Genomic DNA, 23,015 nt, shown 5'->3' on the forward strand with positions numbered 1-23,015 from the left:
GCTGAGGGCGCACGTCGGGTGCCCCGCCGACTTATGGCCTGGATGCGCGGAAAGGTCCCGGTGTGGACTATCGTCGTCTTTGGTCTCGCCCTCGCCTTCGCCTATTCGCCCAACATCATCGAGGTCTACAATCTCCTCGACGACTACGATGTCTTGTATTTCAAGCGGACGAAGGAGCACTACTTCCTTCATCTGGAGGCGGAGCATCTGTTCTCGGTCGCACGGCCCCTGGCGGCCCTTCTGACCAACCTGCCGATTCTTCCTATCCAGTCGGCGGACGACTTCCGGTGGTTCAGGTTGTTCGCGCTTCTCACCGCCGTCGGCACTGGCACGCTGCTCATGGCGAATTGCATTGTGCGACTGCGTGTCCGGTCGTTCGATGCCGTTGCACTTGCAGTTTCGATCTTCTCAGGATTCGCCTTCATATACGCAATCCTCGATGCCACGGCATGGGTGCCGCATCTTCTGACGGCTCTCATTACCTGCGCGGCATATACGGTTCTGGGGCGTTCGAACCTTCAAGCGCTTTCGCTGCTGCACCTGTTTGGGCGAGGCGACCGGGGCGGGTTCTTCAGGCAGGCGCTGAGATACTTCACCTCGCGCGACGTTGTGCTCGCCTGCCTGGTCTATCAGCTCGCATTCTACGACTACCCTCCGTACGCTCTGCTGTTTGCGATCTTTCCCGTCATCGGCATTCTCTTTTCACAGGCGCCCAAGGCATATCGAGTTCTCATCGCATGGCGGGACGTCGCGTTCCTCGCAGGCAACCTGATCGCCTACACCTTGTCAGCCAACCTGCTCTACTTGCCGTTGGTCAGGCTGTTCACACTGAAGGGAACAGGCCGGCCCGATGCCTACGAGAACGAGTTTGTTGCCTCGCTGTATGCGGGTCACCAGTACAGGTTCAATCTTAACCTCGCGGAAATCTGGAATCGCTTGGAGAGTCTCGTGCGAATCGCCGGCGACCTGTGGTTGGTGCCACAGGGGCGCATGCACCTACTGACCGGCGCGTTGATCCTGCTTGTTCTAGTCATGGCCAACGCACACCGGATCGCCGGTCGTCGCGGGATGAGGGGTGAGCCCCTCGATGGTGGTAGCAGCGGAGATCGCATCCGGCTCGATGGGTGGATGTCGGCGGGTGCCAGCACTGTTGCGATTGTCCTCGCATGTTTTGCGATGGCGACGTCGCCCGTCGTGGCGTCGCTAGGCGGCTTCGTTAAGTATCGCACCAGCGTCGCACCTACAGCCGTTGTGGCTGTCGTATTCATCTTTGCCGTACGGGCCCTGGTCGAGATGGCGCACAAGGCGATAGGCAGCCCGATCATCGGCCCGCGAGAAGCGGGCACTGCCGCGACCCTTCTGGTTGCTGTCTTTGCATGTGGCGCGAACTTCTACTGGAATCGCGTTACGGCAACGCTCGGCCGCAATGAGCTTGCCTACTTCTCGAGAATAGTCGACCGGGCAATCGTCAATCGCTCGAGAACGATCGTGCTCATCGACCCTCGGCCATTTGAGCTCGATATGTCCAGGGTCTACGATGAAACGGGGCGCTGGTTGCCGCCACACGAGCTCGCTTCCTTCTCTTCCTATCGCATGCAGACTGGAGCCATCATCCGGATTCTGGCTGCCGGCCGGGGGCTGTCCTACGATGCGTTCGAGATCTTGATTCCGCGCGGCGATTCCCCGGTGCCCGGGCTTACCTGCGGCATGCTTACTGCCGAAAAGCCGTTCTATCCGGCGGGAGCCTCGCAGCGATCGATCGACATCATCAACTACTACCGGACGCTGACGCCCCTCACTTGCGAGATGGTGAGTATGGCGTGGCACGACCTGTCTTGGGAGGATGCACCATGATGGCATCCATGGAAGCCGGGAGGGCGATGTCCACCGTCGGCACAGACTACTGTGTTCTGGTCACTGAGAGATCCGGCGAATACGAGCTGCGCATCCGCGAGCTGCATCTCGTGGCGCGCGGTCCCGACCTGCAACAGGCCTATGAAGATTTAATGGCCCGAAAGCGGAAGATCATCGATTGGGCCCGGTTGCTCGATGCACTTGATGAGCTGCCGGTCCCCGAACCGCCATCACCCGTCCGTGCAAGAGCGAGGCATTTGCCTGGACTCATTGGAGCTCGGCTTCATGGGACTAAGGCGATCTCGGTCGTCATTGGGGATCGACGTTGAGTAGTCGTCCCAACCAACGGAAAAACCGTATGGTCCGCTTTCCTTGAGGCGTTATCTGGATTCGATCATCTGGAAGGGCGATGAGGCCGTACTGAATCAACTCCTGCAGTCGCTTCTGGAAGATTCGCTCGAACGGCACGACATCGATTAATTGGTCCCGCGGTATGGTCTTGCCCTCGTGGTCCTTCAGGGCCAAGAGAATGCTGAACGAGACGGACCGGTCGACATTGGCGGGGCCCATGAAGATGAATATCGCACAGAAGCCGAGGAAAGCGATTGGCGCGGTCACCGTTGCAATCCACCACGTATTCGGGGAAGAGAATTGGGTGCCGAGTAGAAGCCAGGACAACACGCCAGTTATCAAGGCGGAGAGATTGGCCATTATGACGACGCGCCGGTTGACATTCTTGACCCAACGAAGCCGCGCAGCCACAACATACGCGAGGATGTAGACGACCCAGGCCGCGAGAAATACCGCACCGTACCAACACAGGTCTGAGACAATAGAGAGCGTATGATCCTCCACCGAAAGGCGCAGCAATTGTGACACTGTCAAGCATCTCACGTTGGAATTGTGAAGCAAGTCAAGAGGTTGCTCTGGCGAGCGGCGCCGTTGTCGGGCTGTGCTGGAGCCGCTATGCTTGAACATAGACAATAGATGGTCACGTGGCATTGAATTCCGGACCTGAAGACACTGCCATTGTTTGCCTGCTGAAGTCGCCGGCATTGCTGAAGGCGTTTGCGCTCAGCACTTTGACAGCACCACCTATCGGTTTGGCCTATCTTGCCGGCACGATGAAAGCGTCAGGCATCGGCCATCAGATCATCGATGCCGTCGGTGAGTCGGTCGATCAAATTGTAGCGCTCGATTTCTGCGACGCCTACGCTATCGGCCTGACGATGGACGAAATCGTAGCGCGTATTGATCCTCGCTCCGATATTATCGGCTTGTCTTGCATGTTTTCCTCGTCATGGCCGTACGACCACCGGCTGATCGCCAAGGTTCGTCAGCGCTTTCCCCGAGCGACGATTGTGGTCGGCGGTGAGCATGCCACGGCTTGTTCTGACTACATCCTCGAGACTTGTCCTGCGGTCGATATATGCGTCAGGGGCGAGGGCGAGGAAACCCTTGTGGAACTGATAGGCGTTTTGCGCCGAGAGGGCGATCTTACCAAAGTTGCCGGTTTGGCGTATCGCGACGAAGGAAAAGTCCGGCGCACAGAAGCGCGCAAGCGTATCAGGGACATCGACGCCATACCGCTGCCGGATTGGGATCAAATCCCGATCGACAAATATATGCAGCGGGGGCTCGGCCACGGCGCTGCGAACCTGCGCAGCATGCCGTTGATGGCCACTCGGGGATGTCCCTACCAGTGCACCTTCTGTTCTAGCCCGCAAATGTGGACTACCCGCTGGATGGCACGAACACCGTCGATGGTCGTCGACGAGATGGAGCAGTACATTGAGCGCTATCGTGCCGAAAACTTCGACCTCTACGACCTGACCGCGATCATCAAGAAGGATTGGATCGTAGCCTTTGCGCGGGAGATTCTCGGACGCGGTCTACGCATTGAGTATCAGCTGCCGAGCGGGACGCGCAGCGAGGCGATCGACGAAGAAGTTTCGGAGATTCTCTATCGATCGGGTTGCCGACAGATGAACTATGCGCCGGAGACGGGTTCGCCCGCGACCCTCGTGCGCATCAAGAAGAAGGTTAAGCTTCCGAGACTTGAGCAATCATTGAGGGGAGCATGTCGTCACGGCCTCAAGGTGATGGTGAACATCATTCTGTTTCCTGACGATACGCCGCGAGACGTCTTTGAAACGTTCAAATTCATGCTGCGCTGTTCGTGGAACGGGCTGCATGACATCACGCTTGTGCCGTATGTGCCGTATCCGGGGGCCGAGTTATACGATCGGCTGGTGAAAGAAGAGCGGTTGCCGCCACTCGGCGAAGAGTACTTCATCAGCCTGCTGACCCATTCGGACATCTCGACTGCAAAGTCGCACAACCCGCGCTTCTCGGCCCGCCAAGTGCAGTGGATTCGCCTGGCGTTCCTCGCGCTGTTCTATTCGTCCAGTTACCTTTTTCGCCCGCATCGGATATTCGTCAATTTGAGGAACGTTGTTCGCAACACGCCCGAAACGCGAGGCGAGCGCGTCCTGCGTTCGTTGGCCGAGCGCCTCGTCAAGATATTCTGGCCGAAGAATCCCGCGCGCGCCTAACGGGTTGCGGCCCGGGTGACTACGCGCGACATCACCTTTTTTCTGTGGCTGCCCATAGCAGCCGATAGTCGACGCGTTGGGTGACCACGGCCAATCCAGTGAACAGCAGCACTGTTCCAAGTTGAACTCCGTGCGCAATGACAGCGAAAGCGACCGATGCCTCGACAGGCACCTCGAATACAGCAAGGGCGACTACAACCGCCGCTTCGAAGGCTCCCAGTCCCCCTGGTCCGAGCGGCAACACGAAGCTCAATGCCACTGCTGCCATAGTGAACGGCGCTGCGGCCGAAGGGGCATCGTTGAACACTGCTTGCATTCCGAACCAGTACGAGCACGCCGTCACCAGCCAGATCACAGCAGAAATAGACACCAAGGGGATGGATACTCGCCATCGTCCGATCATGGTGAGGCCGGCGAGTATCTCGGCTGCGATACTGTGCAGGCGGACTCGGTGCTTGGGAAGCAATCTGGCGAGCCATCGGTCCACTATGGCCAGGAACTGACTGCGGTACCGCAAGATTAGAGAGAGGCCGGTCAAACCTGCGGCACCTACGGCCACTACCACCATCGATGCGTGGCCAATCCAGGCGGCGATTGGAGGCGCGAAGGCCAGTGCCGAGACGAAGATCACCACCACACAGATGAAGTCGCAAAGCCAGTCCGCAACGATCACGGTGAAACTGCGATGTATCTCTATGTTCAGGCGATGTCTCAGAAATATTGCCATTACTGCGTCGCCTGCTCGCATTGGCGCGAAAGAGTTGACCGCCATACCGAGGACCATCGCAGTCCAGATCGTTCGATAGCGGGCGCCACGCACGCCACCGAGCACCGTCAACAAGTACCAGAAGCGCAAGGGGCGCAAGAGCAGGGCGAAAATCCAGACCGCCGTCATAGCGGCGATTCCCTCGGGCGATGCCTCAGCAAATCGAGCGCCTAGCTCTCGCCAGTCGAGTCGGCTCAGCACCCACGCAAGAATCGCGCCGACCGCGACAAAGGCGACAAGCCGCGGGACGAGCCTGGATTTCATACGGAGACAGCAGCCGTTCCGGGCGCCAGGACGATCATGTCACCTGAAAGTTCCAGGCGCGCGCCACAAATCTCCACAATGCCACCATCGGGAACGAGACGGCGCGCGGCGAATTCGAGGCCGTGCCAAGGGCAGCGGACTATTGAACCGCTAAGGTGCTCGGGGCGGATCTCTGCGCCTTCATGCGGACAGACGCTGGGCCATATCTCGACCGCATCTTTTTGTCGACGCAGGATGTAGGAACGGTTCGCTACCTCGATCTGAACGGCACGGCCGTCCGGGAGATCCGCGAGCGAGATCGAAACGGGGTCCTGTAGCGGTGGGAAGATCGTGCTGTTGCCCTTGACGTTCGAATTAACGAAATCGGGAAGGTCCGTCTTGAAGCGGTAGCCCGCGGCACGCAACGCGACCCGGCGATCGCGAATAGGGTCGTCCTCGCGGTTTTGGAGATGGTTTAGGCGTACCAATCGGCGGCTGAGGAGCGGATGAAGGAATCGGAGCCAGCGGTGCGATGCGATGGTCCAACTCACGTCCATTTGGGACTCGTTGCCGTTCGGATTGCACTCGATGATGATGACGACGGCAATCAGGCCAAACAGGACCATGACCTGGTAGAAGCCGTTTTCCTTGAAGTAGCCGTCAAACACCGGAATGACGAACGGCCAGTGACCGAACCTAGTGAGCGAGAAGCTGGTGGAGCCTCCAATGTGAATACGAGCCGCGACACCATAGGTCCGGTGAATGAGGGGCCGATGGCTTTGATCCATGTGGTTCCACACAAGATCACGCAGTTCCGAACGGCTAGGATATCGGTAGCTACCCTTGGTGATATGGGCCGCCGGGATGAGCTTGCGCAGCGTATCATCGACTTTGCTTTGATCGACGAAAGCCTCTCCGGCAGTAGCCGTGAGCGAAGGGTCGAAGAAGGACGCCATTGTCCTGCTCAGGGGCCCGCTATGCGCTTTTGCGCGACGAGTTCGATCGAGTACTCAGCGTCGGACATGAAACTCACGGGAATATTTGGATCGTAGCCGGCGTCACAAATCTTCTTGTGGACTATCTCCGCGCCTTTCAGCGTCCGACTGATGAGCGGGATCAGTCCAACTGTATCCGGAGGATCGTCTCGATCGAGCAGAAAGAAGTGCTTATGGTCAGTACTGACGACCGAAGGCAACGTGCACTTGCGCTCAAAGAGATCCCGTTCGGGCAGATAAAGGATAAGGTAGCCGCCGGGTCTCAGCACACGCCACCAATTCAGAAGTGCTCGCGCGGGGTCTTCGAGATGCTCGATGATGTGCGACGCATAGACGAAGTCGAAGGTATCGTCGGCGATGCCAGCGAGCTCGTGGGCATCACCATGCTCGACGTCCCAACCGCGGCAATTGGGAACAACCAAGTCACCGCCGTAGCCGATATCAATACCTCGTCCAGAAAAGTACTTGTCGAAGAAACCTTCGGCTTGCCGGCGTGTTCTGGCTTTGCTCGTTTCCTTGGCCATGATCGGCCGCCGTATCAACCGGAAGCGATATCGATTTATGAGGTAGTACAGTGTCGGCAGGCGCCTTAGCAGACCAAGGGGTAGAACATTGGACAGCCAGCGGATCAAAGCGTCTTCGGTGGAAGTTCGCAGAGCCTTCACTTGTTCTTGAGGAGGTACTCGCACTGGACGGTCATGCCCTTAGTACTTGATGAATAGGCCCGACGCTGCCGCATGGGTCCCGAAACGGGTCGATGAAGCAGGGTGTGGCTGGAATGTCGATAGATTATTTTGGTGGCCTTATGCGAAGGCTGCAACCAGTAGCGTCAGTGGATCTTCCCTCGCCGGCGCAACATTCGTTTGTACAGTTGGTTCGTTTGGCGGTGACACATGAACACTATTCCATTCCCAAATCGGACAAGTCCGCCTACTCGAAGGGCTAGACGGGGCAACCTCATCGCAATGGCGGACAATCAGCCATAAATGACGGATCGGCAATATCGGCCGCAAGTGCGAGGGCGGCTATGACTGGACCGACGGCCAGTACGTGGGGCAACTGCGCTTGCGCCGGTGGCTTGGGCGAAGGGCCGCTATTGGACGGGCTCGAGCGAGCGGTGGCCCGCAAGTTCGACATGGCCTCGTCGCATAACCGACCGACCCAAATCGACGTGCGGCCGACGAACATTGCCATCGACGAGATCTCGGGCGAAGTCGATTTCGGGTCCGAGCCACGATTCGCCAGCCAAGTCGGAGCCACGGCTGCGGGCAGTGCGGGGGGGGGGGGGGTGAAGATCTCATCGGCCGACAGGGTGGTCTACCGGTTCGCCTTCGTCCCTTGACTCTCCACGACAATTTTTCCACCGGTGAACCAGATTGGAGCGAAGGGACGCGGGCGCCTAACGTAACCGCATGTGTGCATGTGCTCCTGTTCGGATCGACGCCGGCTTGCGTTTGCGTGAGGCCGTGGCGGCTGCGATCGAGGTTTCTGCGGGTCCTGCGGTTTCGGCGACGTGCCGCCGACAGCTCACCGTGGTGCGCGAACTCACGGTCTTGCGCGACAGCCGGCGTCCGCTGCGCAGCAGCCAACCGTCAAAAGCCCGTCTGATTCTCGTTACATTGGAGTCGGCGAAGCGCGACCGGCGGCGTGGCCAAGCAGCTCGAAAAGTATCGTGGAGAATCAAAGGGCGATTCGCGAATCGTCGACCAGATTGGAACGGCGCGTGCGACTCCCCTGGGCTCGCACCCATGTGTGCGCCTGCCGTCTTCGATCCAGGATCCGGCTGCCGTTTACGTAAAGCGGGAGTCACTGCCGTTATCCGCCGTTATCGTGAAACATCACGAACCCGAAAAACGGGACGAAGGTTCGTTTATGACCGTCCAGTCCGGCTCACGGCGCCGGGTTTCCGGGGTTTCCGGTATTTCCGCCGCACTCCTTCGTCCCGGTCCGGAACTATCGCGGCAGGTTTCTGCGGTTTGTGCGGTTTCTGCGAAGGGCTGTGGCTTCGCCCGAGCGGACTCCAACTCGTCTTCCGGGTTTCCGTAGTTTCCGCAGCCGCGATTGGGTGTGTGCGAACGATCGAAACGGCCCACGCATCCATTCACACAACATCTGGGGCCGGTCGCCGGTTCGACCGTCTCCGCCACCGTTAACCACCGTTAGGTTGTAATGAAGTTGCGCGCGTCTAGTAGGTCGATACCTCCTGATGGATGGGCATGGCGGTGCTGCCGATACCAGGTGATCGGGTGTTGCAGACCTTTCTTCAGCGGCAACCGGGCCGCGAAGCCGACCTCCTTCACGGGCCGATTGTCCATCTGCCGTACCGGAATGGTGCTGGGGCGGGACGATCGAAACGCAACTCAGCCCCTGAAGCCAGCGACTCCGTCTCCAGGACCGGCTTCATCAAGGAGCCCTTGCCGGATGTTGAAGGCGAGATGCAGATCGGGGTTGGCTGTAACCATTTCGGCACCGCTCAAGGGGCCTGTAGGGGCTTCTTGTGGACCGTGAGCCTTGGTTGTGCACCTCGCTCGGCGAGGCGCAGTGCCAGAACCAATGAACCCGGAGCCGCCTGCGATTAGTATTTTCTTACCTTTGAAATCCATGACCTTCCATAAACCGTGGCGGCTCAAGGGACTAGACGGCGCAACCCTATTGCCATATCTGAGCCGCCGATTTACCAGTAGGGTTCAACGGCTTCTTCTTCGGCGCCCGCCAGCGTGGCTTGGCCGGGGTCATATCACCGGAGCGTAAATGTCGACGCCGAACGGACAGCTCAAGATCGGCCTGGTCCAGATCAACAACTCGTTCTCGGGCCAGAATTACCTGCCGTACTCGATCGCACTTCTGCAGACCTATGTGCAGAAGTTCTCGCCCAATCCCGGCCGGTATGACTTCCTGACCCCGCTCTACAAGCGCGTCCGCATCGCCGATGCGGTCGAAACCATGAAGGACGCTGATCTGGTCGGGTTTTCGACCTACGTCTGGAACGGCCGCATCTCGCTCGAGATCGCCCGGCGGCTCAAGGCGCTGAAACCCGGTATCGTAGTCGTGTTCGGCGGCCCGCACGTGCCTGACCAGCCGGAGGCCTTCCTGCGCGCCAATCCGCAGATCGACCTTGCCGTCCACAACGAGGGCGAGCGGACCTTCCTGAAGCTCTTGGAGGCGTTCCCGGACCGCGAGGCCTGGTCGAAGCTCGCTGGCGTCAGCTTGGTCAAGGAAGATGGCAGCTTCGTGCGCAACCCGAACATCGACCGCGTACGCGATCTCGATGAGATCCCCTCGCCGTTCCTCGAGGGGGCTTTCGACTCGATCATGAAGGCCAACCCCAGCGAGAGCTGGATCGGCCTGTGGGAAACAAATCGTGGCTGTCCGTTCCGCTGCACCTTCTGCGACTGGGGCTCGGCCACCGCCGGCAAGGTGACGAAGTTCGGTGAAGAGCGGCTGTTCCACGAAGTCGATTGGTTTGCGAAGAAGAAGATCGAATACATCTTCTGCTGCGATGCCAATTTCGGCATTCAGAAGCGCGACGTCGACATCGCCAATTATGTCGCCGACGTGAAGAAGCAGACCGGCTATCCGGTGGCCCTGTCGGTGCAGAACACCAAGAACGCAACCGAGCGGGCCTATCTCACCCAGAAGATTCTGTCGGACGCCGGCTTGAACAAGGGCGTGGCCCTTTCCATGCAGAGCGTGGACATGACCACGCTCGAGGCGATCAAGCGCGACAACATCTCACTCGACACCTACATGGAGCTCCAGCGCCGCTTCACCAGGGACAAGGTCGAGACCTACTCCGACCTTATCCTTGGCCTGCCCGGCGAGACCTACGAGTCGTTCGTCCGCGGCGTCGACCAGCTCATGGAGAACGGCCAGCACAACCGCATCCAGTTCAACAATCTCTCGATCCTACCCAATGCCGAGATGGGCGATCCTGCGTATCAGAAGAAGTACGGCATGATCACGATCGAATCGAAGATCATCAACATCCACGGCGAACGAGTCGAGCTGGACGACGACGTACCAGAGGTGCAGGACCTCGTCATCGCCACGGCGGCAACGCCGCTCGCGGACTGGCGGCGCACGCGCGTTTTCTGCTGGATGACGGCGTTGCTGCACTTCGACAAGCTGTTTCAGATCCCGCTGATCCTGGCGCACGGCATCTCGGGCATATCGTACCGGGACATGATCGAAGCCTTCATGGCTGCCGAACGCGAAGCCTATCCGTTGATCGCCGAAATCAACGACTTCTTTCACAGCGAGGCGAGGTCGATCCAGGAAGGAGGCGCGGAGTACGTCTTTTCCAGGGAGTATCTGGGCATCTACTGGCCGGCCGACGAGTACATCTTCGTCAAGCTGACCGACGAGGGGCGCGTCGCCGCGTTTTACGCCGAGGCCGGCAAGCTGCTGGCGGAGACGCTGCGGGCCCGTCACGCCAATCTGGCCATGGACGTGATCGACGAGGCGGTGAAGCTGAATGGTGCGCTCGTCCATCAACCGTTTGCCACGGAGAACAGCCGTATCAGGCTGCGCTACGACCTGCTCGACTACTGGCACAAGGTGCGCAACGGCGAACAGCCGTTGCTCAAGGAGACGATGATCGAAGTCGAAATCGACCGTTTGAGCAAGCGCTACGACGATTTCCAGAAGTGGTGTCGCGAGATCGTGTGGTGGGGCAACAAGAAGGGTGCCTATCTCTACACGCCGCGCGCCGTGGAGATCACACCGGAGCTGGCCGGACACTATTGATCAGGCATGAAGTACCGTACGCTGGGTCGCACCGGTCTCTCGGTCTCCGAGATCGGATTCGGAGCCTGGGGCATCGGAGGGCGGACAGTCGGTGAAACGTCGTACGGCGACACCGACGACGCGACCTCGCTCGCCGCCCTGAAGCGGGCTGCCGATCGGGGCATCAACTTTTTCGACACATCCAGCGCCTATGGCAACGGCCACAGCGAGGAGCTGATCGGTCGGGCCTTTGCGGGCGCGGCGCGCGCTTCGGTCATCGTCGCCACCAAGGCAGGGTACGAATCCTGGGACAAGGCGCCCGATTTCTCCGCCACCTCGATCGTGGCTTCGGCCGAGCGCAGCCTGAGACGCCTGCGGTTCGACTACATCGATCTGTTCCAACTCCACAATCCGCCGCTCGACGCGCTGCGCCGGCCGGATCTTCAGGAGGCCCTCGCGCGCCTGATCAAGGACGGCAAGGCGCGCTCCTGGGGCATCTCCGCGAAGGGTCCGCAACAGGCGCTCGAGGCGCTCGAAGCCGTCGATGTCCCTGCGGTGCAGGCGAACCTGAACATGATGGACGTGCGGGCAGTGACATCCGGCCTGCTCGAACGAACGGCCGCAGGACGTGTCGGCTTCATAGCGAGGACGCCGCTTTGCTTCGGTTTCCTGACGGGGGCCATTACCCGATCCACGCGGTTTCCACCGGGCGATCACAGGTTGGGTTGGCCGAGGCCCCAGTTGGACAACTGGATCGACGGTGCCCAGGAGATTCTCGCGGCGGTCCAGGCGCCGGCGGGGCTGGCGGCGGTTCGCGCCGCGCTGCGGTTCTGCCTGGCATTCGACGCCGTTGCGACCGTGATTCCCGGCATTCTCACGCCGACCGAGGCGGATCAGAACGCCTCCGGTGCGGACGGCGCGTTGGCCCCTGAGGCCGTTGCGGCGGTCCTGGCGATCAACCGTCGCCGCCAGTTCTTCGTGGCGCCAGCGCGCAACGCTTGACGAAGTCGAGCAGGTTGCCTCCTGGGAACCTGTAGCCTCGGATGCTCGCCGCGTGCGCGGCTTCGATATCGCTGTCGCGATCTCCGATCAGGAAAGAGCGCTGGGGTACAGTCGTCCAGTCGCGCTGCAGCTGGAGGATCATGCCAGGCTTGGGCTTTCGTCGGTCGGATGCCAACCGATACCGCTCGATCATGCTTTCGGGGTGATACGGGCAGTGTTCGAAAGCGTCGACATGGGCGCCTTGAAGCTGCATCTGTGTCTGCATCCAGGCGTGCAAATCGTGGACCGCTTCCTCCGGGTAGTAACCACGGGCCACGCCGGCTTGATTGGTCACGACGAAGACGTAGTACCCGGAGTCGTTCAGCCAGCGCACGGCGTCGATCGCCCCGTCGATCCAACGCACTTGATCGGCACGATGCACGTAGCCGTCGTCGCGGTTCAGCACGCCGTCTCGGTCGAGGAATACGGCCGGTCGTCGCATGTAGGCCGGCATCAACTCCTGCGCCCGGGTGAAGTCCTCGGGCGTGCCGATATCGATGAAGGAGCCCGGCACGGCATGGCCGGCAAGCAGCCCTTGCTGCGCCAGTTGGGGCAGTATCTCGTTCTCGAGAGAGCAGGGCAGTTGCTTCACGTGGTCGAGCAAGGTGCGGCGGACCAGATAGATTCCGGCATTGATCGGCAGATCGCTATGTCCTCTTGGGAAGAAGCCCCGAACGCGTCCGTCAACAATGTCGACGCGGCCGTAGCGATTGCCTTGGACGTCGGCAGCCAGCGCCGCCCGTACGATCCAGTCGCGCGCCCCCGCCGTGTCGGTCAACGACAACCAGTTGAAATCGAAGAACGAATCGCCGTTGAGCAGAAAGAACTGCCGGTCGAGCCGGTCTGCCGCGTAAGCGAGGGCGCCACCGGTTCCGGCGGCCTCGGGTTCGACCACCACCTCGATCGACAGGGATCCGATCTGTCGACCATGATAGCTCGCGAACTCGCCAGCCCGATAGCCGGTCAGAAGGATCATGTGCTTGAGGCCGAACCGACGCGCTTCATGCAGGAGATAGTCGAGAAAAGGCCGGCCGCCGACGTTCAGCATTGGCTTGGGGAGGTTGTCGGTCAGCGCACCCAGCCTCGTTCCGCGACCGCCGACGAGGCAGACGGCCTGTGTGACGGTCATGGTCTGTCAGTCGCCGGCATTGTCCCAATCAGCCCGCACGGTCGTGCGCTCGAGCAACCTTTCATGCGCGAGACCCCAATCGGCGGAATTGGTGACGAGGGAAATGTCACTTCGTGCATAGCGCCGAGCCTTCATCACGAAGTTGCGCTCGATCGAGGGACCAATGACACCGTCGATACCTCGCACCCGCCGCCTTGGATAGTCCAGAAACATGCGGAGACGAATGCGAGTGGTCGGCGAGAAGCGCTTGGTGGCGAAGCGGTCGAGGTGGCGTTGCCAGTCCTTCCACTCCTCGGAGATGCGATGGGCAAACACGTTGTCGTGCCTGATCTTATAGACGCGGCATCCGTCGGGCCAGCATACCTCGCGCACGCCACGCGCCGCCGCCGCATGAAGGACGATCGAGTCGGCATCGAGACACAGTACAGAAGGATCGTCCTGGAATCCCCGGATCGAGTGCCAATGGACGGCGTCCATGAGGGTGAAGTCGCCACAGGCATTCGTGTGCAAGTCGCGCATTCCCCACTCGGGGCTCTGTACGAGGCGATCGTGATGAAAGGTGACTCGTTCCGCCATGCGTTCGATGAGTTCGTCGTCACCCCACTCCAACCATTCGTTCGACTGGATCGTGACGTCGTAACGATCGCATCGGTAGACCTCGTCATTCCTGAGCTGCTGTCGCGCGATGTGTTCGATCACACAATCGGTGAAGAACGTATCGATTGCCTTGGGTACGATGAAGCGCCCCCGTGCACGCCGCAGTCCTACGTTGGCTGCATTGAGAACGTGCATGCCTTTGAGAGTCGAACCGATCAAGGGTCGATGGAATCGGCCATCGACGATCACGACTCGAACGCTGACATAACCGCCCGCATCGAGGCCGGCCAACGCGTCGGCCATCAGGGGGCGGTCGGGCGGCGGATTCCATTCGACGACGACGATTTCCGCGGGGACATGGTGCCGGTTGAGTTGATTCACCAGAAAGCCGGTCGCGCGCCGAATCCGCTCGACATAACCATCGGTGTACCCGTCATTACGTACCCATCCGATGACACTGAGATAAGGAACTGACGTCATCCGTAATCTGATTCTGAGCCGATACTGGGAAACGGGCCGAGCAAATGGGCCGGGCGGCCAAGAGGAAGCCCCATATATCGCGTCGTCAGCCGAGGCACTAGTGCGCATGTCGGACTAGGGTCTATCCGGACCGGCCCTCGACCGCGCCTTGACGGCAAACGGCGGCTGCGCTAGCGGGACGCACCTCGCAAGGATGGGCCGCGCCTTGTGTGTGATGACCAGTTCGCGCGCCGCAGGACGTTGTACTCGAGTGCCGACGACAAACAGAAAACACGCGCGCTTCGACGCTGTAGGGAATTCGGGGACTTGACCAAGCCTAACCTGCTGCAATCTGCCATCGCAGGGGTGAGCGGACTGTGGCGCCGCCGGCCCGCCGACGATTTCGAGGCGGAGATCCGCAGTGCCGACCCCGAGCGGAGAAGCAGAGGCCTGTTCCGCAGGGGGCGCCTGCATATGCGGGCAGGTGAGACGGCCGAGGCTGCGGCCGACTTCGAGCGGGCTCTCGAACTGGTGCCGGACTATGCCGAGGCGATCGCAGCGCGCGCCGAATCGAGTGACATGGCAGGTGATGTCGAGGCCGCTGGACGCGAATATGCGCGAGCGCGTCGGATTTGGGCCGCGCAGCGACCGGGAACGCCCGACCGCCGCTACGTGTTTCGCCGCCCCGGCCGGTTCAGTTTCGAAGTCGATTCCTACGAACTGGCGCTGCAAAGGATCAAGACCGGCGCATTTCCGCATCTCGCCTGTGGGAACGCCTTTCTGGTTCAGGGGCGTCCGGCCGACGCCCTTCGCTGTTACGACAATGCCCTGAAGATCAAGCAGAACGATCCGGATCTCATCGCGCTCAGAGGGGAGGCGCTCTCGGCATTGGGCCGGTATCGCGAGGCGATCAAGGCCTTCGACGCGGCCTTGTCGGCGAACCCGAGGGACGTCGAATCCCTCAATGCTCGAGGTATTGCCTACATGGCTCATGGCAGGTTGCAAAGAGCCAACGAGGATTGGCGACGCCAGCTCGAGCTTCTGCCCGACGCCCAGTCGGCCGCGCGGGCTTGCGTGGCAATGCGGCTCGCCGACTATTCGGCAGCGCTGCCCGAACTCGAACGCGCGGCGGCGCGGGAGCCAGATGAGACTTATTGGAAGCTGTACCAGCTGACCGCCCTCAAGCGGCTCGAGAGGCCGATCGGTGAGATCGAGCCGGCGAGAGGCGACACGTGGCCTGGGCTGCTGATCGACCTCCACCTTGACCGGATCGCTGAGGCGCAGGCGCGCGCGCAGGCGACGACGCCCGAGAGGCTGGCTGAGCTCGCCTTCCAGCTCGGGCAATGGAAGGAGGCGACGCAGCATAGCCCGCCGTCCTTGATCGAGCATGCGGCCGCGCGCAACGAACTGGCACACCGCTGACCCGGAGAGAATCGATGTTCTCAGTCATCATCTACGGGCGCAACGACACCCACGGCTACAATCTGCACAAGCGTGCGGCGATCAGCTTCAATGCGCTTGCCGAGGTGATGTCCGATCCGGACGACGAGATCCTGTTCGTCGACTACAATACGCCGGACGACCATCCGACCTTTCCCGAGGCGATCCACGACACGCTGACGGACAAGGCCAAGAGGCACATGCGTGTCCTGCGTGTTCGACCCGAGCAGCACGTTCCGCTCAAGTCGAAGACTCATCTGGTCGCACTGGAGTCGCAGTCGCGCAACATCGCCCTGCGCCGCTCCAATCCGCGCAACCGTTGGATTCTCTACACCAACACCGACATGTTGCTGGTGCCTCGTACCCTGGGGGAATCGCTCTCCGACATCCTCGGCGCCGTCCCGGACGGTTTCTACCAGGTGCCGCGCTTCGAGATCCCGGAGATGCTCTGGGAGGCCGCGTTCGACCGCCGGGACCCGGCCGGAAACCTCGCCAAGCTGCGGGATTGGTCGGTCCGCTTCCACCTCAACCAGGTCGTCCACAATTTCATGCCGATGCGCTACGACGCGCTGGGCGACTTCCAGGCTGCGCTACGCGAGGACATGTTCGCCATCCATGGCTTCGACGAGACGATGATCCTGGGCTGGCATTGCGATTCCAATCTCGCGGCACGCCTCGTGCTCTATCGCGGCCGAGTCGACACGCTGATCGACAAGGTGTTCGGCTATCACTGCGATCACACCCGCGTCGCCGCGGCCAACAACAAGGGCCGCAAGACGACCATGAACAGCCACGACCAGTACATCTGGAACGTGTCTTCGCCGTACCTCCCGGAGCAAGCTGACAATTGGGGTTGGCCCGACACGGAGATCGAGGAGATTAGGCTGGACCGTGAAACGTCCTATGAACGCTACGTCGCTGGCCTCGACAAGGCGATCGCGCCCGCTACGGTGCCGTTTACCAACACGAGTTGCGAGTGGCATCTCTTCGACGACCTGACCTACGACTTGCCGCATACGCTGCCGTTCGTCGCCGATCAGGTCCTGACCTATCCACGCGACACCGCTCTTATGGTGGTGGCGACGCGCGCGGATTTCGTCCAGCACTTTGCCACGGCATGGCAGGGCATGGGCTTCAGCGGCCCGATCCTCGTACCGCGGGAGTGCGAGGGAATCCCGACGGACCACCCCGTCATTCAGACCGGCCGATTTGGCGACCTTCTGCGTCGTACGGATTTGTTCCTGTTCGAGTTCGGTCTCGCGACGCAGAAGATCGACGACCCGGTGCGGACGGGCAGGGAGGCAGGGCCGCTCGATCGGAAACGGCTGAAAGGCGTGGAAAAGCTGTTTCGCCAGGCTGCGTCTACCGAGGCGGAGACGCGGCCGGCGCGTCGCAAGCTGCCGCGCCGCTTCATCGGCGTGAACGTGATCTACAATAAGTACTGGCCTGTCTTCACCGACTACATCGGCGCCAACATCAATCCGTTCTGCAGCCAGGTGCTGGCGGGCTCACCGCTTCCGCGCGAATCCAGGACCGCCAAGATCTTCAAGTTTAAGAAGCGGGCCTAACGGCCATAGCCGAGGTAAATGACGTCGGCCACGTTGTTGAACTTGTCGGCCGGCAGGGTACGCCACAAGTCGAGGATCGTGAGTCGCTGGTCGCCGCTGCGCCGGCACCACGTGGGATCTATCGCCTTATATTCGGGCCAGCCCGTTCCGATGATCAGCAAGTCGCAGTCGCGCACCGCGCCATCCAGGGACGACGCGCCGACGACCTTGTCGCCCAGCACGTGCAATGCTTCGTCCTGTGCCAGTGGGTCGTGGACGGTGACGACATAGCCCGCGTCAGCGAGTTTCATGGCCAGCTTCACGCTGTGGCTCTCCTCGACGACCGGGGTTTGAGGCTTGTAGGAGAGGCCGAGGATGGCGATACGTGTGCCGGACTTGGCGAACTTGGCGACCAGGCCCGAGAGCCGGTCGACCTGGTAGTGGTTGATGCGATCAGTTGCCTCAGCCACATCGGCGCGCGCGCCGATTTTGCGGGCAAGCGCGGCAAAGGCGACGTTGTCACGCGGGAAGCACGGTCCGCCGTAACCCATGGCACCCTTCAGGTACTTCGCGCCAATACGGGTATCGGCCCCCAAGGCCTTGGTCACGACATCGACGTCGGCGCCCGGCAGACGGTCGCAAATGTCGGCGAGCATGTTGGCGTAGGAAATCTTGGTGGTGACGTACGTATTCACCGAGATTTTGGTCAACTCGGCGCTGATCCAGTTCATGCGCTGCACCGGAGGTTTGTTCTCGCATAGCTGCCGGTAGATGGTCTCCAGCATGTCGCCGGCCTTGGAATCGCCTTCGCCGATCAGGATCGAATCGGGAAAGAGCATGTCGCGCACGACACTGCCGAGCGCGATGAATTCCGGGTTGTAACAAAGGCCGAGATCGGCACCGACCTTGCGGCCCGAGGCGATCTCCAGCGCAGCCTTGATCTCGCCACCGGTCGAGCCCGGCATCACGGTCGATGTGATGACGACCATGTGGTAGCCGCTCTTCTTGCGCAAAGCCTTGCCGAGGGTCTCCATGGCCTGCAACACGAAGCGATTCGAGAAAAAGCCCGTGTTGTCCGAAGGGGTAGGCACGATGACGAAGCTAGCGTCGGTACTGTGCACAGCGTCGTCGGCGTCCATGGTGGCCGACAGCCGCGCCTTGTTCGCGGCAATCAATTCGTTGAGTTGGGGCTCGATGATCGGCATCTTTCCGCCGTTCATCGCATCGACCAGCGTCTTGTTGACGTCGAGGCCGATGACGTTGAATCCGCGGCTGGCCAGGACCGCCGCGAGCGGTGCGCCGAGTTTGCCGAGACCGACCACGTTGACGCGGGGAAGAGCTCCTGAGGTCATTTCCGTTCCCAGTTCGAGGGGCCGGTACTGATACTGTCGGCGGGCATCGGAGGCAATTGGCGACTTGCGCTGTCGCGTCGCAGGGGCGAAAAACAGCACGAAAGCGAGGGATCCGAATGAAAGTGGAATTTTCGGCCTTTCCGAAGGCCTTCTCCGGCAACGTCGCGGTCTTCGTCGCGGCGGACAAGCAACTCCTCGCAACGGCGCAGTCACTGGATAAGACCGGGGGCGGTGTCCTGGCGCAGGCGCTCGGCGCCGGGCGCTTCACCGGAGCCAAGGGGCAGACGCTCACGATCCTGGGCGATACCGGCGGGGTCGCACGCCTGCTCCTGCTGGGGGTCGGCAAGGGGCGGGAACTCGACGCTCGAGCCGCCGAGAGCCTGGGCGGCGTGATCGCTGCCGAGGCCAACGCCGCCGGGCACAAGACGGTTTCAGTGGTTGTGGACTCGATAAAGGGCAGTCGTCTCACGCCCAACCAGATCGCCGCCCGGATCGCACTCGGCGCGCAGCTGAGGCACTACCGATTCGACAGGTACAAAACGAAAGACAAGCCTGAACAGAAGCTTTCCCTCGAGCAGATCACGGTCCATGTCGCAGGCCCCGCCGAAGCACGGCGCGCCTATGAGCGGCTGGAGCCCACCATCGGCGCGGTGTTCTTCACGCGAGACCTGGTGAGCGAGCCGGCCAACGTGCTCTATCCGGTCGAGTTCGGCCGGCGGGCCCGCGAACTCTCCAAGCTTGGCGTCAAAGTCGAGATCCTCGGCGAAGCTGAGATGAAGAAGCTTGGCATGCATGTGCTGCTCGGTGTCGGGCAGGGCAGCGAGCGCGAGTCCCAGCTCCTGGTGATGCGCTGGATGAACGGACCGAAGTCGCAGCAACCTGTCGCGCTGATCGGCAAGGGTGTTTGCTTCGACACTGGTGGCATCTCCCTCAAACCGGCCGGCGGCATGGAAGACATGAAGTGGGACATGGGTGGTGCTGGCGCAGTGGTCGGTGCGATGCGTCTGCTCGCCGGCCGCAAGGCCAGGGCCAATGTCATCGGCATCTGCGCCTTGGTCGAGAACATGCCCGATGGCAAGGCGCAGCGTCCCGGCGACGTCGTGAAGAGCATGTCTGGGCAGACTGTCGAGGTGATCAACACGGATGCCGAAGGCCGGCTGATCCTTTGCGATGCCATGTGGTACGCGCAGGAGAAATTCAAGCCGCAGGCCATGGTCGAGCTGTCGACGCTCACGGGTGCGATCGTGGTGGCTCTCGGCCACGAGAGAGCCGGCCTGTTCTCGAACAATTCCACGCTCTCCAACAGGCTACGCGCCGCAGGCTCTGAACTCGGCGAGAAGCTGTGGCGCATGCCTCTCGGCGCCAAGTACGACAAGCTGATCGATTCAGATATTGCCGATATGAAGAACGTCAGTGCAGGGCGCGATGGCAGTTCGATCACGGCGGCGCAATTCCTTCAGCGCTTCGTACAAGATGGCGTCGCCTGGGCGCACATCGACATCGCGGGCGTCGCCTGGTCGAGCAAAGGCGACGCGACGAGCCCGAAGGGGGCGACTGCCTTTGGCGTGCGCCTGCTCGACAAGTTGATCGCGGACAACTACGAGCGTTGATGCGGCCATGGCGACAGAGGTCAACTTCTATCATCTGACCCGTTCGTCGCTGGAAGACGCACTTCCCCGGCTGTTGCTGAAGACGTTGCAGGCGGGTGAGCGCGCCGTCGTGCTGCTGGGATCTCCGGAAAGGGTCGATGCGATCAACACCCATCTCTGGAGTTTCGACCCGGGCAGCTTCCTGCCGCACGGGTCGGTCAAGGACGGGGAGGCCGACCGTCAGCCGGTCTGGCTCACGCATCTCGACGAGAATCCCAATAGCGCGGGCTTTCTGTTCGTCGCCGACCGGGGTCGTTCTGACAAGGTGGGGGAGTTCAAGCGGTGCTTTGAGCTGTTTGACGGTCGCGACGAGGCCGCCGTGGCCGAGAGCCGCGAACGTTGGCGCGCCTACAAGGCCGCTGGCCATGCGGTCATCTATTGGCAACAGACTCCGGCAGGTGGCTGGGAGAAAAAGGCGTGACCAGGCGATGAATGCGCTTGACGTTCAATCGAACGGCCGCTTACGAGCGTGCCATCAGGGGCGTGGTCGCCTGAAGGCACGCCACGCGGCTTGCAGGCGTTCTCCGAGTCCGATGTTCCCTTCGCGACGATAGAAGGACGGATCGTCGGCCTCGAAAGCCTTCATGTACGCGCGGTAGTCGAGCTTGCGAGCTCCGTCGGGCTGGATCTGGGCTGCCAGCAGGTCGAGGCCGATGTCGACGTCGAACAGCGGTGCGAGGAGCGTACGATTGGCGTGCAGCAGCTCGGCGGCGACGTCGGGCACGTTCCAGGCGGAAAAGACGGCCGCGAGTTTGGCGGTTTTTCCCGCATCTAAAGCCGTGCCGACATCGCGTGCGTAGTAGGCCTCGCCCTGCCAAGGGCGGCCCGATACCGTCTCGGCCGGGGTCGGCCAGACGTAGCGGGCAGGCAGCGCACGTGAGGAGTAGGTGCGCACGTCCAACCGGAAAAGATCGTAGCCTTGCCGCCGCATGAAGCGGTCGGTGTTGTGGAAGGCGTGTTCGGTTGCCGCGTCCGTGCCGACGAAGTTGACCTCAAGCTGCACGCCGAGGACACCCAGCGCCTCGAATCGGCCGTCGAGGGACTGCAGTACTTCGAAGTCCGAGCCGTCGATGTCTATCTTCAGGTAGTCGACGTCTGTCCATGCCCGGGCGGCGAGCAGGTCGGGCACCGCCAGCGGCCTGGTGTGATCGGCGAGCCGGGTCAGCTCCCATGCATTGTGGCGGAGCTTCTCCTCGATCGCGGCTTGGCTCAGGCGCGCTTCTCGTATTTCGCGCGTGCGCATGAAGGAAAGGCGGTCGCGCATCCTCATGATCAGTGGCGACGCTTGACCGCGTTCGAGGTCGATTCTGCTGTCAGCAGAACCGGCCACGAAAGCCGCTAGGTACTCGATGTCGGGGTGTTGCTCGAGGCCGCGCAGGCGCCTGCACTCGGCTTCACTGGCGTCGATTGCGAGTGCCCTGAGGTGCCTGCCGAAGGTTCGCCAGCGCGCGTCGATTCCGCCTGAGCAGCCGACATCGAGCAGGGTGAACCGCGCGGCTCCAAGCCCCTTTGCGACGAGTGCCACAAATGGTTGCATCAAACCGTTGCAATGGGGTTGGCCGGCGAGCCCACCGCTCCCGGGAGGCGCAGCGGCGGCGCCGTAAGCAGGAAACGCGACCGTTTGCGCTCGCGCAGCCAAAGAGCGAGATCCTTCAGCCACCAAAGTTCGCCGAGATTGAGACCGAGCTTGAACAGGCAGTGATTGTGCAACGGCAACGAGGGATGGTCGGCGTCGGGCGGGCCTGGATTGGCCGGTACACCTTCCACCCCATAGTTGTCGGCGATCAGGGCGGAGATTTGGCTCTCGGTGATCCACTCCAGCAGCCGTTTGTCGCGGCCTTCCAGCACACAGCACATGGCGTGCGCCCGGGTGGGGTCGACCTGCTTGTTCATCTTCACGATCTCGTCGCTAAACCCGGTGTGAAGCAAGAGCAGGTCGCCCGGTTCGACGGCGACCTTGTCGGCTTCGAGGACACGCTTGAAGTCGTCGAAATCGACGAACTTGTGAGCTCGGCCGTAGTGCTTCTCGAGGTCGACCATGACGGCGCGCCCCTGAATGGGTTTGGCCGCCATGTTCTCGACGCCGAGTTTGTGCGCGAAGCTGAGGTGGCCGCATCCGTCTCCGGCGGCATCGGGCTGCGGGCCGACCACGTCGGAGCCTGGCTTGAAGCCGTTGTAGTAGAGGGGCTCGGGCACGCCGTCGCCGTCGGCATCGAACAGCCCACCGACATGGCAGAGCGTGTCCCACTGCGTCGAATACTGCAACGTCAGGATGACGCGATCGTCGCTGGCGACGTCCTGGAATCGGGGATTGAGCGAATTGGTGAGGAAGTTGAAGCGCCAGCCGTTTTCGTCACCCGTGGGCGACAACACCGGCGGCAGCCGCCGCGGATTGAGCACGTTGCCGCCTGGGAAATCGAGCGGCAGCGACAGGCAGAAGGAGATGCCTTCCTTCACCTCGGCGATGCCTTCCAGCACTTTCTTGGGTGTTATGAGATTGAGCCGTCCGAGTTGGTCGTCGTCGCCCCAATCGCCCCAGGTCGAGCCGTCCGGGCGATACTTCCAGCGCTTCATGCATTTGCCCCCTTTCGCGGGAAGGGAGACTACGTCTGCATGGCTCCCACGCGCAAATCTGCTCGGCATCGGTTTCGCGGATAGACTAT

20 protein-coding genes are annotated in these 23,015 nt (G+C 61.4%); 10 read left to right on the top strand and 10 right to left on the bottom strand.

All coding sequences use genetic code 11. From position 1 onward, the window contains the following. Window positions 1–60: 60 nt before the first annotated feature. Both KIT25_10570 and KIT25_10575 read left to right on the top strand, forming a co-directional pair. Window positions 61–1,854, top strand: a complete 1,794-nt coding sequence (locus KIT25_10570) for a hypothetical protein (GenBank protein ID UYN97342.1) — start codon at window positions 61–63, stop codon at window positions 1,852–1,854. After that, entirely contained in the window at window positions 1,851–2,183 is a 333-nt protein-coding gene (locus tag KIT25_10575) for a hypothetical protein (protein UYN97343.1), read from the top strand. The genes KIT25_10570 and KIT25_10575 overlap by 4 nt, the downstream gene beginning before the upstream one ends. On the opposite strand, the gene KIT25_10580 is transcribed toward KIT25_10575, so the two are convergent. Continuing rightward, a complete protein-coding gene (locus KIT25_10580; protein ID UYN97344.1) occupies window positions 2,164–2,724 on the bottom strand; it encodes a hypothetical protein in 561 nt (186 codons plus the stop codon). The genes KIT25_10575 and KIT25_10580 overlap by 20 nt on opposite strands. Before the next feature lie 125 nt (window positions 2,725–2,849). Between KIT25_10580 and KIT25_10585 the strand changes: the two genes are divergently transcribed. Then, the gene (locus tag KIT25_10585; protein UYN97345.1) at window positions 2,850–4,409 is read left to right on the top strand and encodes a B12-binding domain-containing radical SAM protein; all 1,560 of its coding nucleotides are present in this window, start codon (window positions 2,850–2,852) and stop codon (window positions 4,407–4,409) included. Window positions 4,410–4,440: 31 nt separating this feature from the next. On the opposite strand, the gene KIT25_10590 is transcribed toward KIT25_10585, so the two are convergent. Genes KIT25_10590 through KIT25_10600 form a run of 3 tightly spaced genes read right to left on the bottom strand, consistent with a single transcriptional unit; the run spans window position 4,441 to window position 6,937 of the window. After that, window positions 4,441–5,439, bottom strand: a complete 999-nt coding sequence (locus KIT25_10590; GenBank protein UYN97346.1) for a flippase-like domain-containing protein — start codon at window positions 5,437–5,439, stop codon at window positions 4,441–4,443. Then, window positions 5,436–6,374, bottom strand: coding sequence for a Rieske 2Fe-2S domain-containing protein (locus KIT25_10595; protein UYN97347.1), 939 nt, complete (start codon window positions 6,372–6,374; stop codon window positions 5,436–5,438). Before KIT25_10595 ends, KIT25_10590 begins: the two co-directional genes overlap by 4 nt. Before the next feature lie 8 nt (window positions 6,375–6,382). Beyond that, window positions 6,383–6,937 (bottom strand): class I SAM-dependent methyltransferase, encoded by a 555-nt coding sequence (locus tag KIT25_10600; GenBank protein UYN97348.1) that lies wholly within the window; start codon window positions 6,935–6,937, stop codon window positions 6,383–6,385. A 593-nt stretch (window positions 6,938–7,530) separates the two neighbouring features. Between KIT25_10600 and KIT25_10605 the strand changes: the two genes are divergently transcribed. Then, window positions 7,531–7,755 (top strand): hypothetical protein, encoded by a 225-nt coding sequence (locus tag KIT25_10605; GenBank protein ID UYN97349.1) that lies wholly within the window; start codon window positions 7,531–7,533, stop codon window positions 7,753–7,755. A gap of 817 nt (window positions 7,756–8,572) precedes the next feature. Here KIT25_10605 and KIT25_10610 read toward each other — a convergent pair. Continuing rightward, window positions 8,573–8,713, bottom strand: a complete 141-nt coding sequence (locus KIT25_10610) for a hypothetical protein (GenBank protein ID UYN97350.1) — start codon at window positions 8,711–8,713, stop codon at window positions 8,573–8,575. 451 nt (window positions 8,714–9,164) lie between these two features. Here KIT25_10610 and KIT25_10615 point away from each other — a divergent pair, with 451 nt between their 5' ends. Together KIT25_10615 and KIT25_10620 are read left to right on the top strand one after the other, a co-directional pair. Continuing rightward, window positions 9,165–11,159 (top strand): cobalamin-dependent protein, encoded by a 1,995-nt coding sequence (locus KIT25_10615; GenBank protein ID UYN97351.1) that lies wholly within the window; start codon window positions 9,165–9,167, stop codon window positions 11,157–11,159. A gap of 6 nt (window positions 11,160–11,165) precedes the next feature. Next, the gene (locus tag KIT25_10620) at window positions 11,166–12,140 is read left to right on the top strand and encodes an aldo/keto reductase (protein UYN97352.1); all 975 of its coding nucleotides are present in this window, start codon (window positions 11,166–11,168) and stop codon (window positions 12,138–12,140) included. On the opposite strand, the gene KIT25_10625 is transcribed toward KIT25_10620, so the two are convergent. Together KIT25_10625 and KIT25_10630 are read right to left on the bottom strand one after the other, a co-directional pair. Beyond that, complete coding sequence (locus KIT25_10625; protein UYN97353.1) at window positions 12,094–13,308, bottom strand: HAD-IIIA family hydrolase; 1,215 nt, start codon at window positions 13,306–13,308, stop codon at window positions 12,094–12,096. The genes KIT25_10620 and KIT25_10625 overlap by 47 nt on opposite strands. 6 nt (window positions 13,309–13,314) lie before the next feature. Beyond that, on the bottom strand, window positions 13,315–14,385 hold the full coding sequence (locus tag KIT25_10630) for a hypothetical protein (protein UYN97354.1): 1,071 nt from the start codon (window positions 14,383–14,385) through the stop codon (window positions 13,315–13,317). Between the two features lie 306 nt (window positions 14,386–14,691). Between KIT25_10630 and KIT25_10635 the strand changes: the two genes are divergently transcribed. Further along, window positions 14,692–15,786 carry a tetratricopeptide repeat protein gene (locus tag KIT25_10635; protein UYN97355.1) on the top strand — a complete coding sequence of 365 codons (1,095 nt, stop codon included), beginning with the start codon at window positions 14,692–14,694 and terminating at the stop codon, window positions 15,784–15,786. A 14-nt stretch (window positions 15,787–15,800) separates the two neighbouring features. After that, entirely contained in the window at window positions 15,801–17,372 is a 1,572-nt protein-coding gene (locus tag KIT25_10640) for a hypothetical protein (GenBank protein UYN97356.1), read from the top strand. On the opposite strand, the gene KIT25_10645 is transcribed toward KIT25_10640, so the two are convergent. Further along, entirely contained in the window at window positions 17,369–18,703 is a 1,335-nt protein-coding gene (locus tag KIT25_10645) for a nucleotide sugar dehydrogenase (protein ID UYN97357.1), read from the bottom strand. The genes KIT25_10640 and KIT25_10645 overlap by 4 nt on opposite strands. A 116-nt stretch (window positions 18,704–18,819) precedes the next feature. On the opposite strand from KIT25_10645, the gene KIT25_10650 reads away from it, so the two are divergent. Both KIT25_10650 and KIT25_10655 read left to right on the top strand, forming a co-directional pair. Beyond that, the gene (locus KIT25_10650; protein UYN97358.1) at window positions 18,820–20,313 is read left to right on the top strand and encodes a leucyl aminopeptidase; all 1,494 of its coding nucleotides are present in this window, start codon (window positions 18,820–18,822) and stop codon (window positions 20,311–20,313) included. 7 nt (window positions 20,314–20,320) lie between these two features. Further along, window positions 20,321–20,773, top strand: a complete 453-nt coding sequence (locus KIT25_10655) for a DNA polymerase III subunit chi (protein ID UYN97359.1) — start codon at window positions 20,321–20,323, stop codon at window positions 20,771–20,773. Window positions 20,774–20,827: 54 nt separating this feature from the next. Here the strand turns inward: KIT25_10655 and KIT25_10660 are convergent, their stop codons facing one another. Continuing rightward, window positions 20,828–21,877: an FkbM family methyltransferase gene (locus KIT25_10660; GenBank protein ID UYN97360.1), complete on the bottom strand. Its 1,050-nt coding sequence runs from the start codon at window positions 21,875–21,877 to the stop codon at window positions 20,828–20,830. 11 nt (window positions 21,878–21,888) lie between these two features. Then, complete coding sequence (locus tag KIT25_10665; GenBank protein ID UYN97361.1) at window positions 21,889–22,926, bottom strand: cyclase family protein; 1,038 nt, start codon at window positions 22,924–22,926, stop codon at window positions 21,889–21,891. Window positions 22,927–23,015: the final 89 nt, after the last annotated feature.

It is taken from the genome of Enhydrobacter sp., from assembly GCA_025808875.1.
In the GTDB taxonomy this organism is placed as follows: Bacteria; Pseudomonadota; Alphaproteobacteria; order Reyranellales; family Reyranellaceae; genus Reyranella.

What these genes read in the sequence shown, in the direction of transcription:
- KIT25_10590 (UYN97346.1), bottom strand. Translation starts at nt 5,439, where the DNA reads ATGAAATCCAGGCTCGTCCCGCGGCTTGTCGCCTTTGTCGCGGTCGGC.
- KIT25_10665 (UYN97361.1), bottom strand. Translation starts at nt 22,926, where the DNA reads ATGAAGCGCTGGAAGTATCGCCCGGACGGCTCGACCTGGGGCGATTGG.
- KIT25_10600 (UYN97348.1), bottom strand. Translation starts at nt 6,937, where the DNA reads ATGGCCAAGGAAACGAGCAAAGCCAGAACACGCCGGCAAGCCGAAGGT.
- KIT25_10595 (UYN97347.1), bottom strand. Translation starts at nt 6,374, where the DNA reads ATGGCGTCCTTCTTCGACCCTTCGCTCACGGCTACTGCCGGAGAGGCT.
- KIT25_10640 (UYN97356.1), top strand. Translation starts at nt 15,801, where the DNA reads ATGTTCTCAGTCATCATCTACGGGCGCAACGACACCCACGGCTACAAT.
- KIT25_10645 (UYN97357.1), bottom strand. Translation starts at nt 18,703, where the DNA reads ATGACCTCAGGAGCTCTTCCCCGCGTCAACGTGGTCGGTCTCGGCAAA.
- KIT25_10615 (UYN97351.1), top strand. Translation starts at nt 9,165, where the DNA reads ATGTCGACGCCGAACGGACAGCTCAAGATCGGCCTGGTCCAGATCAAC.
- KIT25_10650 (UYN97358.1), top strand. Translation starts at nt 18,820, where the DNA reads ATGAAAGTGGAATTTTCGGCCTTTCCGAAGGCCTTCTCCGGCAACGTC.
- KIT25_10575 (UYN97343.1), top strand. Translation starts at nt 1,851, where the DNA reads ATGATGGCATCCATGGAAGCCGGGAGGGCGATGTCCACCGTCGGCACA.
- KIT25_10620 (UYN97352.1), top strand. Translation starts at nt 11,166, where the DNA reads ATGAAGTACCGTACGCTGGGTCGCACCGGTCTCTCGGTCTCCGAGATC.
- KIT25_10655 (UYN97359.1), top strand. Translation starts at nt 20,321, where the DNA reads ATGGCGACAGAGGTCAACTTCTATCATCTGACCCGTTCGTCGCTGGAA.
- KIT25_10630 (UYN97354.1), bottom strand. Translation starts at nt 14,385, where the DNA reads ATGACGTCAGTTCCTTATCTCAGTGTCATCGGATGGGTACGTAATGAC.
- KIT25_10625 (UYN97353.1), bottom strand. Translation starts at nt 13,308, where the DNA reads ATGACCGTCACACAGGCCGTCTGCCTCGTCGGCGGTCGCGGAACGAGG.